Raw genomic sequence first — 12909 nt, forward strand, 5'->3', positions numbered from 1 at the left:
TTCAGCCGGCCTTCACGACGCCGAAGCGCGACAGCGTGCGCGCCCGCGCGCTGGCATGATCGACGACAGGTGCCGGATAGTCGACGCCGATCCGGGTGCCCGCCGCAGTCTGGTCAATGCCGCCCATCGTCCACGGCGCATGGACGAACTTGTTCGGCACACGTTCGAGCTCAGGCAGATAGCGGCGAATGAAGCGCCCCTCGGGATCGAATTTTTCCGACTGCGTCACCGGATTGAAGATGCGGAAATAGGGCTGCGCGTCGCAACCGGTCGACGCGGCCCACTGCCAGCCGCCATTGTTTGCGGCCAGATCGAAGTCGATGAGGTGATCGGCAAAATAGCGCTCGCCCAGACGCCAGTCGACGCCGAGATCCTTGGTCAGGAAGGAGGCCACGATCATCCGCAGACGGTTGTGCATGTAGCCGGTCTGGTTGAGCTGGCGCATCGCAGCATCCACGAGCGGGTAGCCGGTACGGGCTTCGCACCAGGCCGCGAACAGCTCGGGCACATCGTCCCACTGCACGCGCACGTACTCGGGCTTGAAGGTGGTCTCCACCACGCGCGGGTGGTGCCACAGGATCATGTGGTAGAAGTCGCGCCACACCAGTTCGCTGAGCCAGGTTTCCGCCCCCTCCCCGCCATGCTGCCAGGCATAGGCCACCAGTTCGCGTATCGACACCGTGCCGAAACGCAGATGGGTGGACAGATACGACACGCCCTTCACCGCAGGAAAGTCGCGCGTCCGCTTGTAGCGGTCGATGCGGCCCTTGAACTCCTCGAACAGCGTGCGCCCGCCCGTCACCCCCAGCGGCATGCGCAGTTCGGCGAGATTTCCTGGGCCGAAGCCGATTTCGTCCAGGGCCGGAACAAGCTCCCCGGCCGGCTTCGGCGCAAGTGCGCCAGCATGCTTCTCCACCGGATACGCACGGACGAAGAAGTCGTCGAGCTTCTTCATCCAGGCGTTCCGATAGGGGGTGAAGACACTGAAGGGCGTGCGGCCCTGGGTCAGCACCTCGTCGCGCTCGAAGATCACCTGATCCTTGAAATCGACGAAGCTGATGCCGGCCGCCGCCAACTCCTCCGCCACCTTGCTGTCACGCGTGATCGCGGCAGGCTCGTAATCGCGATTGACGCACACCTGATCGACACCGAGCGCCCGAGCCAGGCGCGGGATCTCCTCCACGGCCCTGCCGTGACGCACGATCAGGCCCGCGCCACGACCGCCAGCCGCACGCGCCAAAGCATCGAGTGCCGCATCGAGCTCGGTCACCGCATGATGGATGAAGCCGACCCGACGGTCCTCCCTCGAGAGCAGGGCGTCGAGGATGTCGCGATCGAACACGAACACGCAATAGACCTTGTCCGCATGACGCAGGGCGTGATGCAGGGCCGCATGGTCGAAGTGGCGCAGATCGCGGCGAAACCAGACAAGTGCAGCATGCATGAGGTCGAACATCCAGGATGAACAGGGGCCGAGTATGAGCACAGGTGGACCGATGAGGTTCCCCGCGCAAGGCGCGCAGTGTCGGCGTAAAATACGCGGATGGATACCGTCTCGAGCAATCTCACGCACCACTTCCTGATCGCCATGCCCAGCATGGCGGATCCGCATTTCGCCCGTGCGCTGACCTATATCGCGGAACACAACGACCAGGGTGCTCTGGGCGTGATCGTGAACCGGCCGATCGACATGACGCTCGCGACCCTGTTCGAGCGCATCGAACTGCCGCTCGACGCAGAAGGCTTCGCCGACCAGCCGGTGTATTTCGGCGGGCCAGTGCAGACCGACCGTGGCTTCGTGCTGCATCGCCCGAGCGGCGAATGGCACTCGACCTTGCGCGTCAATGACGAGGTCGGGCTCACCAGCAGCCGCGACATCCTGCAGGTGATCGGCGCCACCGGCGAACCCAGCGAAGTGCTGGTCAGCCTCGGCTATGCCGGCTGGGATGCGGGACAGCTCGAGCAGGAACTGGCGGACAATGCCTGGCTGACGGTACCTGCCGACATGGCAATCATCTTCGACCTGCCACCCGAGGAGCGCCTGGCCGCCGCGATGCTGAAGCTGGGGGTCGACTTCGCGAAACTGAGCGAGGTTGCCGGGCATGCCTGAAAGCGCGGCGGCTGCAACGCCGCCTGCACTGCCTGCACGTGGCAGCCTCCTTGGCTTCGACTTCGGCCTGGCGCGCATTGGCGTGGCCAGCGGCGAACTCGAAACCGGTCATGCAGCGGCCCTTGAGACCCTGCACGAAGAAAGCAACAATGCCCGCTTTGGCGCCATCGCCAGGCTGATTGACGAGTGGAAACCTGTGGCCCTCGTCGTCGGCCTGCCCCGTCACCTCGATGGCGACGAGCATGAACTCAGCGCACGCTGCCGCCGCTTTGCCAATCAGCTGCACGGCCGCTTCGGCCTGCCGGTCATGCTGACCGACGAACGCCTGTCTTCGGTCGAGGCCGAACAGCAACTGCGCGAGGCCGGCGTCAAGCAATGGCGCGAACGCAAGCAGCAACTCGACGCCGTCGCTGCTCAACTGATCCTGCAACACTTTCTGGACTCCATCCGACATGCCAAGTCTTGATGCAGAAAACCTGTGCCGGCAGCTTGCCGAACAGCTGCGCCCCCACATCACCCCCACCACTGCCCTGGTTGGCATTCGTACCGGCGGCCTGTGGCTGGCCGAACGCCTGCACGCCATGCTCGGCATCAGCCAGCCGCTGGGGGCGATCGACGTCTCCTTCTATCGCGACGACTACGGCGCCCGGGGCCTGCACACCAAGCCACAGCGCACCGAGATCCCCTTCAGCGTCGAAGCGGCGCACGTCATCATCGTCGATGACGTGCTCTACACCGGCCGCACCACCCGTGCCGCGCTGAACGAGCTGTTCGACTTCGGCCGCCCTGCCTGCGTCGAGCTGGCCGTTCTGGTGGATCGCGGCGGGCGCGAACTCCCTGTCGCCGCCCGCTATTGCGCCCTGACCCTGCCCGAACCCATGCCTGCGTCGCAGAACCTGCAACTGGAGCGCGACGAAGACGGCAGCCTGAACCTGAGGACGGTCGATGCTTAATCCCCAGCTCAACAAGAACGGCGAGCTGCAGCACCTGCTCACGCTGGACGGCCTGCCGCGCGACATCATCAACGCCATTCTCGATACCGCCGCACCCTTTACCGAAGTGGCCGAGCGCGAGGTCAAGAAGCTGCCGCTGCTGCGCGGCAAGAGCATCTTCAACCTGTTCTTCGAGAACTCCACGCGCACCCGCACCACCTTCGAGATCGCCGCCAAGCGCCTGTCAGCCGACGTGGTGAACCTCAACGTGTCGACCAGCTCCACGGCCAAGGGCGAGAGTCTGCTCGACACCGTCGACAACCTGTGCGCGATGCAGGCCGACATGTTCGTGGTGCGCCATGCCGCCAGCGGCGCGCCCTTCCTGATCGCCCAGCACCTGCGCGCCAACGGCCGCAACGACATCCACGTCGTCAACGCCGGCGACGGTCGTCATGCCCACCCCACCCAGGGTCTGCTGGACATGTACACGATCCGGCACTACAAGCAGGACTTCACCAAGCTGACGGTTGCCATCGTCGGCGACGTACTGCACTCGCGCGTGGCACGTTCGCAGATCTGCGCGCTCACCACGCTGGGTGTGCCCGAAGTCCGCGTCATCGGCCCTAAAACACTGCTGCCGACCGACATCGAGAAAATGGGCGTACGCGTGTTCCACGACATGAGCGAAGGCCTGCGCGGCGTCGACGTCGTGATGATGCTGCGCCTGCAGAACGAACGCATGAACGGTGCGCTGCTGCCCACACCTCAGGAGTTCTACAAGGTCTGGGGCCTGACCGCGGAAAAACTCGCACAGGCCAAGCCCGACGCTATCGTGATGCACCCGGGACCGATGAACCGCGGCGTCGAGATCGACTCTGCCGTCGCCGATGGCGCGCAGGCGGTGATCCTGCCCCAGGTGACCTTCGGCATTGCCGTCCGCATGGCGGTCATGAGCATGCTTGCCGGCCAGTAAGGAAGATTCGATGAAGATCCGTATTGCCAACGGCCGGGTGATCGACCCCGCCAACAAGACAGACTGCGTTCAGGACGTGTTCATTGCCGACGGCAAGATCGTCGCTCTCGGCACCGCCCCCGACGGTTTCGTCGCCGAAAAGACGATCGACGCCGGCGGACTGGTGGTGGCGCCCGGCCTGATCGACCTCTCCGCCCGCCTGCGCGAGCCCGGCTTCGAATACCGCGCTACGCTCGAGTCCGAGATGGATGCAGCGATGGCCGGCGGCGTCACCAGCCTGGCCATCCCGCCCGACACCGACCCGGTGCTGGACGAACCGGGTCTGGTCGAGATGCTGTGCTACAGAGCCAAGAAACTCAACCGCGCCCATGTGTATCCGGTCGCAGCACTGACCCTCGGACTCAAGGGCGAGCGCCTGTCGGAAATGGCCGAACTGGTCGAGGCCGGCTGCGTCGCGTTCTCGCAGGCCAATGTGCCGATCGTCGACAACACGGTGCTGATGCGGGCCATGCAGTACGCGGCCACCTTCGACTTCCGCGTCTGGCTGCAGCCGATCGCCCCCTTCCTGTCGCGCGGCGGCTACGCCCACGACGGTGAGGTTGCCACCCGCCTTGGACTGCCTGGCATCCCGGTGGCGGCCGAAACCGTCGCCCTGTTCACATACCTGCAACTGGCGCGCATTACCCAGACCCGACTGCACATCACCCGCCTGTCGAGCGCAGAGGGCCTGAAGCTGATCGACCAGGCGCGCGCCGAGGGCATGGACGTGACCTGCGACGTGTCGATCAATCATGTGCACCTGTCGGACATGGACATCGGCTACTTCAACGCCAACTGCCACCTGGTCCCGCCGCTGCGCAGCCAGCGCGATCGTGACGCACTGTGCCGTGGCCTGGCCGAGGGCCGCATCAACGCCCTGTGTTCCGACCACACCCCGGTCGACGACGACGGCAAGCTCACCCCCTTCAGCGAATCCGAAGCCGGTGCAACAGGCCTTGAACTGCTGCTGCCGCTGACGCTGAAATGGGCCGAGCGCGCCCGCTTGCCGCTCATCGACGCGCTCGCACGCATCACGTCGGACGCCGCAGCGATCATCGGCATCACCAAGGCGGGCCATCTGTCACCCGGCGCGCGCGCCGACGTGTGCATCTTCGACCCGGAAGCGCAGGTCTGCATCAACCGCGACAGCCTGCGCAGCCAGGGCAAGAACACCCCTTTCCTCGGTCTGGAACTCCCGGGCAAGGTGCGTTACACGCTGGTCGAAGGGCAGTTGATGTTCATCGGCTGAACAGCCAGACCGGGAAAGGCAGCTCAGGCCTGCTCACGCAGCCTGGCTGCCACCGTATTCGCGGCGCCTTCCACGCGCACCCGCTTGGCACGCGAGGTCTCGCCGCTGACCAGGCTCACGGCGGATTTCGGCACCTTGCAGAAATCCGCCAGAAAGACGCATAAGGCCGCGTTGGCCTTGCCGTCTACCGGCGGTGCGGCGAGACGGATCTTCATCGCCTCGCCATGCAGACCTGCAAAGCCAGTCTTCTTTGCTCCCGGCTGGATATGCAGGGTCAGGGTCAGGCTGCCATCGGCAGCTTCGCGCAGCCAGTCGCTCACAGCCCGAACAGCATGGGCGCGAAGCTGTTACGCATGCCACCGAGCACCATCAGCAGGATCTGCAGCACCAGCAGCAAGACCAGCGGCGACAGGTCGACATTGGAGATGGTCGGCACCACGCGACGGAACGGGCGCAGAAAGGGCGCCGCCAGCGCGTCGAACAGCGCCGCAGCCGGCGCATGCGGACTGACCCAGGACAGCACCGCAGAGATCAGCACCACGCCGAACACCAGATACACCATCATGCGCAGCATCTCGACCAGTCCGAGGCCGAGCACGCCCAGCGCGATGCCGGCACCGTCGCCACCGAGGGCGACGCCGCGAATCAGGATCTCGAACACCACCAGCAAGGTCTGGAACGCCCACGCCGGCAGCAGGCTTGCCATGTCCAGACCGAACAGTCCCGGCACCACGCGCCGCAGCGGTCGCACCACCCAGTCGGTGGCGGTGACGACGAACTGTCCGATCTGATTGCGGAACGACACCCGTTGCCACTGCATGAAGAAACGCGCGAGCAAAACCAGGGTGATCAGGCTGATCGCCGTATCGACGATGAGTAACAGGACGTTGTTGAGCATGCGCGATCAGTCCTTTCCAAGCTCGTCGCCGAGCGCACGGCCACGGTCTGCAGCGGCCGCCACGGCGTCCACCAGGGTATCGTGCCAGCCAGCCTGGGCGAGATGGGCCAGTGCCGCGGCAGTCGTGCCGCCCTTGGAGGTCACTTTCTCGCGCAGCACCGAAGGCGCATCCTCGGAGCCTGCAGCCAGGCGCGCAGCGCCCAGCACCGTGTCGATCGCAAGCTTGCGCGCCGTGGCCTCGTCGAAGCCCTGCGCACGTCCCGCTGCCTCCAGCGCTTCGATGAAATGGAATACATAGGCCGGGCCGCTACCGGACACGCCGGTCACGCCATCCATCTGCGCCTCGTCCTCGATCCACACCGTGGAGCCGACCGCGGCGAGAATCCGTCCGGCGGCTTCCTTGCCCGCGGCGTCGACCGAGGGATCGGCATACAGCCCGGTGATGCCAGCACCGATCAGCGCGGGGGTATTCGGCATGCAGCGCACGATACGGCTGTAGGGTGTTGCCGCACTGCCAAGCCAGCGCCCGATATCGCCGAGCCGCAGCCCTGCCGCAATACTGATCACCAGCACATCCTTCAGCGCACCCGCCAGCGGCGCGACCGCAGCCTTCATCTGCTGCGGCTTGACCGCCAGCATCAGCACATCGCAGGCCAGCGCCTGCGCATCCGCCACGCCGGTCGCGCGGACGCCGAAGCGCTTGTGCAGGCGCTCGCGATTGTCGGCATCAAGCTCGATCACCTGGATGTCTTGTGCAACGAAACCGCGTTCGATCATGCCGCCGATCAGTGCGATGGCCATGTTGCCGCCACCAAGGAAGGTAATTTTCATTTGTCGTCCGAACCATGGGGTAAGTGTTGAGGAGCCGGCTTCAATCGCGAGCCGTCCCGTCCTGATGCGGCGGCAACTGCCGCTCGCCGAATATTGCCGTACCGACGCGAACGATCGTCGCCCCTTCTGCAATCGCCGCTTCGAGATCGTGTGACATGCCCATCGACAGGGTGTCGAGCGTCATTCCCTCCGCCACGAGCGCATCCCGGAGCACGCGCAGCGCGGCAAAGCGGCTGCGCACCAGGCTTTGGTCGGTGCTGGGCTCGGGAATGCACATCAGGCCGCGCAAGCGCAGCTGTGGCAGGACGGCGATTGCCCTCGCCAGTTCGGGCACCTCGGCAGGCGTCACGCCGCTCTTGCTGGCCTCGCCGCTGACATTGACCTGGATACACACATTGAGCGGCGCCAGATCGCCACTGCGCTGGGAAGACAGCCGCTCCGCGATCTTCAGCCGGTCGATGCCGTGCACCCAGTCGAAGGATTCCGCCACCGGACGCGTCTTGTTGCTTTGCAGCGGTCCGATGAAATGCCACTCAAGCCCGGCATCGCCCAGCGCGGCGATCTTATCCACGCCTTCCTGGACATAGTTTTCGCCGAAAGCACGCTGCCCGGCCGCTGCCGCGGCACGAACGTCCTCTGCGGGCTTGGTCTTGCTCACCGCCAGCAGGCGCACCGAGGCCGGGTCGCGTCCTGCGGCGCGCGCAGCCGCTACAATCCGTGCGCTAACGGCTTGCAAGTTGGCGGAGATTGATGTCATATTGCCAAAGCCTTTTCTCTCGGAGCACTGCGCCGAAAGTATAGCACCGGCCCCGCCGGCGGCTCCGGACGCCCCTTCCTCAAGCTCGTCAGAACCGACATCATGGACATCACAGAACTCCTCGCCTTTGCGGTCAAGAACAAGGCCTCCGACCTTCACCTCTCGTCAGGCCTGGCGCCGATGATCCGGGTGCACGGAGACGTCCGGCGCATCAACCTGCCGCCGATGGAACACAAGGACGTCCATGCCATGGTGTATGACATCATGAACGACGGCCAGCGCAAGCAGTACGAGGAAACCTGGGAGTGCGACTTTTCCTTCGCCATTCCCAACCTGGCGCGCTTCCGGGTCAACGCCTTCAACCAGAACCGCGGCGCGGGCGCCGTGTTCCGGACCATTCCATCCAAGGTGCTCACGCTCGAAGAGCTGAACTGCCCGAAGATTTTCAAGGACATCGCCAACCAGCCGCGCGGCATCGTGCTCGTCACCGGCCCCACCGGCTCGGGCAAGTCGACCACGCTGGCGGCCATGGTCGACTACGTCAATGAGAACGAATACGGCCACATCCTCACCGTCGAGGATCCGATCGAATTCGTACACGAATCCAAGCGCTGCCTGATCAACCAGCGCGAAGTGCACCGCGACACGATGTCCTTCACCAACGCGCTGCGCGCCTCACTGCGTGAAGACCCCGACGTCATCCTGGTGGGCGAAATGCGCGACCTCGAAACCATCCGTCTGGCGCTCACCGCGGCCGAGACGGGCCACCTGGTGTTCGGCACGCTGCACACCTCGTCTGCAGCCAAGACCATCGACCGTATCGTCGACGTGTTCCCGGCGGCCGAGAAGGACATGGTGCGTTCGATGCTCTCCGAGTCGCTGCGTGCGGTGATCTCGCAGACACTGCTCAAGACCAAGGATGGCGCCGGCCGCGTGGCTGCACACGAAATCATGATCGGCACCCCTGCAATCCGTAACCTGATCCGCGAAAACAAGATCGCACAGATGTACTCCGCGATTCAGACCGGACAGAACGTCGGCATGCAGACGCTCGACCAGTGCCTGTCCGATCTGGTGCGGCGTAACATCGTGTCAAACGCCGAAGCCAGGCTGAAGGCACAGAACAAGGAAAGCTTCGCCGGCTGAAGCAGCACGCCTGCGCCGTGGGTCGGCCGCAGGCTGCAACCGGACGAGACACTCATTCTGTCCGCATGCGCATTCATGCGGCTAAAGGGAGCTGAAAATGGAACGCGATCAGGCACTCAAGTTCATGCATGACCTGCTGCGGCTGATGCTGCAGAAGAACGGCTCCGACCTTTTCATCAACTCCGGATTTCCGCCGGCAATCAAGATCGACGGCCGCATCGTGCCGCAGTCGAACCAGGCGCTGAGCCCCGCTCACACCGCCGAACTCGCCCGCGCAATCATGAACGATCGCCAGGCCGCCGAGTTCGAGGCCACCAAGGAGTGCAACTTCGCGATCTCGCCGGCCGGCATCGGCCGCTTCCGCGCCAATGCCTATATCCAGCAGGGGCGGGTCGGCCTCGTCCTGCGAACCATCGCGCTGAAGATCCCAACTTTCGACGAACTGGGGCTGCCGGCCGTGCTGCGGGACATCGCAATGGCCAAACGTGGCCTGGTGATTTTCGTCGGCGGGACGGGTACCGGCAAGACGACCTCGCTGGCGGCGATGGTCGATTACCGCAACGAGAACAGCTACGGTCACATCATCACCGTAGAAGACCCGATCGAGTATGTGCATCAGCACAAGAACTGCATCATTTCCCAGCGTGAAGTGGGCATCGACACCGAGAACTGGGAGGCCGCGCTGAAGAACACCCTGCGCCAGGCGCCGGACGTGATCCTGATGGGCGAGATCCGCGACCGCGAGACCATGGACTACGCGATCGCCTTCGCCGAAACCGGTCACCTGTGTCTGGCCACGCTGCACGCCAACAGCGCCAACCAGGCCATCGACCGCATCATCAACTTCTTCCCGGAAGAACGTCGCTCGCAGTTGCTGATGGACCTGTCGCTGAACCTGCGCTCAATGATCTCGCAACGCCTGATGCCGCTCAAGGACCGCAAGGGCCGCATCCCGGCAGTCGAAGTCCTGCTCAATTCGCCGCTGATCTCCGACCTCATCTTCAAGGGTGAGGTGCCGGGCATCAAGGAGATCATGAAGCGTTCGCGCGAGCTCGGCATGCAGACCTTCGACCAGTCGCTGTTCGACCTCTACGAGGAAGGCATGATCACCTACGAGGATGCACTGCGAAACGCCGACTCGGTCAACGACCTGCGCCTGCAGATCAAGCTCAACAGCAAGCTGGGCGACAAGGACATGAGCTCGGGCATCCAGCACCTCGACATCGTCTGACGCAAGGGGCTTCGGCAGCGGACCGCGTCGCCGAAGCCCCGACCTGACCAGGCCTCAGGAGGGATCCTTCTGTGCGTCATCTGCAGCGCGTGGCTTGTCGCGCATGCTGCCGGAAATCACCTTGTACTCGAACAGCCGGCACTCCAGCGCCCCGTTGAACAACGGGGTGCGCTTGCTGGCCTTCAGGCCGATCAGCTTGGCCAGCATCATGTCGCCGCTGAAGAAGTAGCAGCGCCAGCCGGCCCAGTGTTTTTTCAGCGCATCGCCCAGTTGCGGATAGAAGGCGGCCAGCTCCTCTGCCTCGCCGATCCGCACCCCGTAGGGCGGATTGGTCACCATCACCCCGGCAGCGAACGGCGCCACCCGATCGAGAATGTCGGCCCGATCCAGCGTCACGCACTTGTCGAGTCCGGCTGCGGCCAGGTTCTCGCGGCTTCGACGCACCTGATCGCCAACAATGTCCGAACCGAAGATCGGCAGCGGCGCGAGCGGCTTGCGCCGTGCCTCTGCCGCACTGCGCACGGCCGACCAGGTGGCCTCGTCCAGATTCTTGAAGCGCTCGAAGCCGAACCCTCGCCCCAGTCCCGGCGCGATTCCGAGCGCCATCTGCGCGGCCTCGAGCAGGAAGGTGCCGCTGCCGCACATCGGATCGATCAGCGGCTCGCCAGGTTGCCAGCCGCTGAGTTTGAGGATGCCTGCAGCAATGTTTTCCTTCAGCGGCGCCTCGACGGCAGCCGTCTTGAAACCCCGCTTGTACAGGGGCTCACCCGAGGTATCCATGTACAGGGTGACCATGTCCTTGGTGAGGAAGGCATGAATGCGGACCGCGGGATTCGCGGTATCCACGTCGGGGCGACGTCCCACCACGGTACGGAAGTGGTCGCACACCGCATCCTTGATCCGCAGCGTAATGAATTCGAGACTCTTCAGGGGAGACTGCTGCGCCGTCACCGATACGCGGATGCTGTCGTCCGGCGTGAACCACTTGGCCCAGGTCACGCTGTAGGCGAGCTTGTAGATGTCGATCTCGCCTTGATAGCGGCTGCGCCCCACACGCCAGAGCACGCGCGTCGCCAGCCGGCTCTCAAGGTTGGCGCGATAGCAGCTCGCCCAGTCGCCGCTCCACATCACCCCGCCATGAAGAACCTCTGCGCTTGCCGCACCGAAACCCCGCAACTCGTCGGCCAGCAGGTTTTCGAGGCCACGTGGGCAGGGGGAAAAGAATGTTTCGGCCATGAAGCGCTCCGGAATGAATGGAAATGCCACAAGCGGCCGCTGTGGATCACAGGGCTCACGCTCGGGCGGGGCGGAATGCGCGCATTGTAACGTGTGCCACACGCTTGTCCCGACTCAGCTGCATCGGGCGCCGCCCGCAGGAAAAGAAAAACCCCGTCCGACTCGCGCCAGACGGGGCCTGAAGAAGGCCCGGACACCCATACTGGAGGGGAAACGGTGTCCGGGCCCTGTTACAGCGAATCGCGCCGGCAGGCTTACTTGCCCGCCTTGAGCTTCCATGCGGCGGCAACACGATCCTGCGCCGCAGCGAGTTGCTCGCCGGCGACCTTGGCCGCCTCTGCAGCCTTTTCCTTGGCCTCTGCCGCCTTGGCCTGAGCTTCTTCCGAAGGCGCCGGCAGTTTGGCCCACACCGGGCCGGTCGCCAGACCGAGGCCGGCGACGAGCAGCACTGCGCTAAGCATGGATTTCATGAACGTGCTCCTGTAACCGAATCCTGAGGATGGCCGGACTTCCCGGCCTTGACGTCGTCGTACCAGAACTCGTGATGCTCCCGTGCCCACGTCTCATCCACGTAACCGGTCTTCATCGACTGGTAGGCGCCTTCGACACCGATCGTGCCCATGTAGATATGACCGAAGGACAAGGCAAGCAGTACCAGTGCGCTCACGCCGTGCACCATGTTGGCCAGTTGCATGTCGGACCGCGTCCAGCCGTAGTTGGGGAAGTCCAGAACCAGTCCGGACAGCACCACCGTCAGACCGAGAAAGGTCACGCCCATCCAGAACCAGGTCTTCTCGCCGAAGTTGAAGCGGCTCGAAGGCACATGATCGCCGCCGAGCAGTCCGCCTGCACGCTTGATCCAGATCGCATCGCAAGCCTGCCACACGTTGTCGCGCAGGAAGGTGAGGATCATCAGCAGCACGAACACACCGAATACCGGCCCGACGTAGTTGTGGATCAGCTTGCCGACAACGAGCAGGGAAGCGAAGAACTCCGGCCCGAAGATCGGCGCCAGCACATGCTTGCCGAACAGGATTGCGAGCCCGGTGCACGCCAGCACGATAAAGGTGATTGCCGTTCCCCAGTGTGCGAAGCGCTCGAAGCCCGAGAATCGCTTCATCTTGCGACCGGTCGGCCTGTCATGCAGCTTCATCGTGCCCTTGACCAGCCAGAACAAGGCAATGGCCGAAGGTACAAGAATCAGCAGCCAGCCGCCGTACTGGGTGATCGGGCCGTTGCGCCACTGCCGCCAGGTATTGCCCTCGCTCTGGATCAGGACGCCGGCTTCCGGTCCCTTTGCCAAAGTGAAGTGTTCCTGGCCCGAACGCACCTCCCGCCACACCGGCGCATTGTTCAGCGGCTGCGACTGCTCGCGCGCCACTTGTTCGGCAGCCGCCTCGCCTGCCGCGTGTGCAGGCATGAAGGCGCCGAACAGCGCCATCATCCAGCACAGCATGACAAGCCGCAGGGCGCTGCCGCGACGCATGAAGAATGTCTTCATGGTGAG

The 12909-nt window shown here is 64.3% G+C and carries 15 protein-coding genes; 7 read left to right on the forward strand and 8 right to left on the reverse strand.

What is annotated here, in order from left to right:
- Window position 1 precedes the first annotated feature (1 nt).
- A complete protein-coding gene (locus CEW87_RS04645) occupies window positions 2-1444 on the reverse strand; it encodes a cryptochrome/photolyase family protein (protein WP_108976927.1) in 1443 nt (480 codons plus the stop codon).
- Window positions 1445-1543: 99 nt separating this feature from the next.
- Between CEW87_RS04645 and CEW87_RS04650 the strand changes: the two genes are divergently transcribed.
- The 5 genes from CEW87_RS04650 to CEW87_RS04670 are packed head-to-tail and all read left to right on the forward strand — an operon-like array spanning window position 1544 to window position 5303.
- Entirely contained in the window at window positions 1544-2110 is a 567-nt protein-coding gene (locus CEW87_RS04650; protein WP_108971658.1) for a YqgE/AlgH family protein, read from the forward strand.
- On the forward strand, window positions 2103-2576 hold the full coding sequence (ruvX, locus tag CEW87_RS04655) for a Holliday junction resolvase RuvX (RefSeq protein WP_108971659.1): 474 nt from the start codon (window positions 2103-2105) through the stop codon (window positions 2574-2576). Before CEW87_RS04650 ends, ruvX begins: the two co-directional genes overlap by 8 nt.
- Entirely contained in the window at window positions 2563-3063 is a 501-nt protein-coding gene (gene pyrR / locus CEW87_RS04660) for a bifunctional pyr operon transcriptional regulator/uracil phosphoribosyltransferase PyrR (protein ID WP_108971660.1), read from the forward strand. The genes ruvX and pyrR overlap by 14 nt, the downstream gene beginning before the upstream one ends.
- Window positions 3056-4015 (forward strand): aspartate carbamoyltransferase catalytic subunit, encoded by a 960-nt coding sequence (locus tag CEW87_RS04665; protein WP_108971661.1) that lies wholly within the window; start codon window positions 3056-3058, stop codon window positions 4013-4015. Before pyrR ends, CEW87_RS04665 begins: the two co-directional genes overlap by 8 nt.
- Before the next feature lie 10 nt (window positions 4016-4025).
- Window positions 4026-5303 (forward strand): dihydroorotase, encoded by a 1278-nt coding sequence (locus CEW87_RS04670; RefSeq protein WP_108971662.1) that lies wholly within the window; start codon window positions 4026-4028, stop codon window positions 5301-5303.
- 23 nt (window positions 5304-5326) lie between these two features.
- Here the strand turns inward: CEW87_RS04670 and CEW87_RS04675 are convergent, their stop codons facing one another.
- From CEW87_RS04675 to CEW87_RS04690, 4 genes are read right to left on the reverse strand one after another with little or no spacing between them, the layout of a single operon-like run.
- Complete coding sequence (locus CEW87_RS04675) at window positions 5327-5623, reverse strand: DUF167 domain-containing protein (RefSeq protein WP_108971663.1); 297 nt, start codon at window positions 5621-5623, stop codon at window positions 5327-5329.
- Window positions 5620-6201 carry a YggT family protein gene (locus tag CEW87_RS04680; RefSeq protein WP_108971664.1) on the reverse strand — a complete coding sequence of 194 codons (582 nt, stop codon included), beginning with the start codon at window positions 6199-6201 and terminating at the stop codon, window positions 5620-5622. The genes CEW87_RS04675 and CEW87_RS04680 overlap by 4 nt, the downstream gene beginning before the upstream one ends.
- Window positions 6202-6207: 6 nt before the next feature.
- Entirely contained in the window at window positions 6208-7032 is an 825-nt protein-coding gene (gene proC, locus CEW87_RS04685) for a pyrroline-5-carboxylate reductase (protein WP_108971665.1), read from the reverse strand.
- 40 nt (window positions 7033-7072) lie between these two features.
- On the reverse strand, window positions 7073-7789 hold the full coding sequence (locus CEW87_RS04690; protein ID WP_108971666.1) for a YggS family pyridoxal phosphate-dependent enzyme: 717 nt from the start codon (window positions 7787-7789) through the stop codon (window positions 7073-7075).
- A 102-nt stretch (window positions 7790-7891) separates the two neighbouring features.
- Here CEW87_RS04690 and CEW87_RS04695 point away from each other — a divergent pair, with 102 nt between their 5' ends.
- Both CEW87_RS04695 and CEW87_RS04700 read left to right on the forward strand, forming a co-directional pair.
- Window positions 7892-8935 (forward strand): type IV pilus twitching motility protein PilT, encoded by a 1044-nt coding sequence (locus tag CEW87_RS04695; protein ID WP_108949787.1) that lies wholly within the window; start codon window positions 7892-7894, stop codon window positions 8933-8935.
- A 97-nt stretch (window positions 8936-9032) separates the two neighbouring features.
- Window positions 9033-10166: a PilT/PilU family type 4a pilus ATPase gene (locus CEW87_RS04700; RefSeq protein WP_108971667.1), complete on the forward strand. Its 1134-nt coding sequence runs from the start codon at window positions 9033-9035 to the stop codon at window positions 10164-10166.
- A 54-nt stretch (window positions 10167-10220) separates the two neighbouring features.
- Here CEW87_RS04700 and CEW87_RS04705 read toward each other — a convergent pair whose 3' ends face one another.
- The 3 genes from CEW87_RS04705 to CEW87_RS04715 all read right to left on the reverse strand — a co-directional run bounded on the left by CEW87_RS04705 (window position 10221) and on the right by CEW87_RS04715 (window position 12903).
- Window positions 10221-11402: a THUMP domain-containing class I SAM-dependent RNA methyltransferase gene (locus tag CEW87_RS04705; protein WP_108971668.1), complete on the reverse strand. Its 1182-nt coding sequence runs from the start codon at window positions 11400-11402 to the stop codon at window positions 10221-10223.
- 254 nt (window positions 11403-11656) lie between these two features.
- Window positions 11657-11872 carry a hypothetical protein gene (locus tag CEW87_RS04710; protein ID WP_108971669.1) on the reverse strand — a complete coding sequence of 72 codons (216 nt, stop codon included), beginning with the start codon at window positions 11870-11872 and terminating at the stop codon, window positions 11657-11659.
- Window positions 11869-12903 carry a formate dehydrogenase subunit gamma gene (locus CEW87_RS04715; protein WP_108971670.1) on the reverse strand — a complete coding sequence of 345 codons (1035 nt, stop codon included), beginning with the start codon at window positions 12901-12903 and terminating at the stop codon, window positions 11869-11871. Before CEW87_RS04715 ends, CEW87_RS04710 begins: the two co-directional genes overlap by 4 nt.
- Window positions 12904-12909 lie beyond the last annotated feature (6 nt).

Origin of the sequence: Parazoarcus communis (assembly GCF_003111665.1) — a bacterium.
Classification (GTDB): domain Bacteria; phylum Pseudomonadota; class Gammaproteobacteria; order Burkholderiales; family Rhodocyclaceae; genus Parazoarcus; species Parazoarcus communis_B.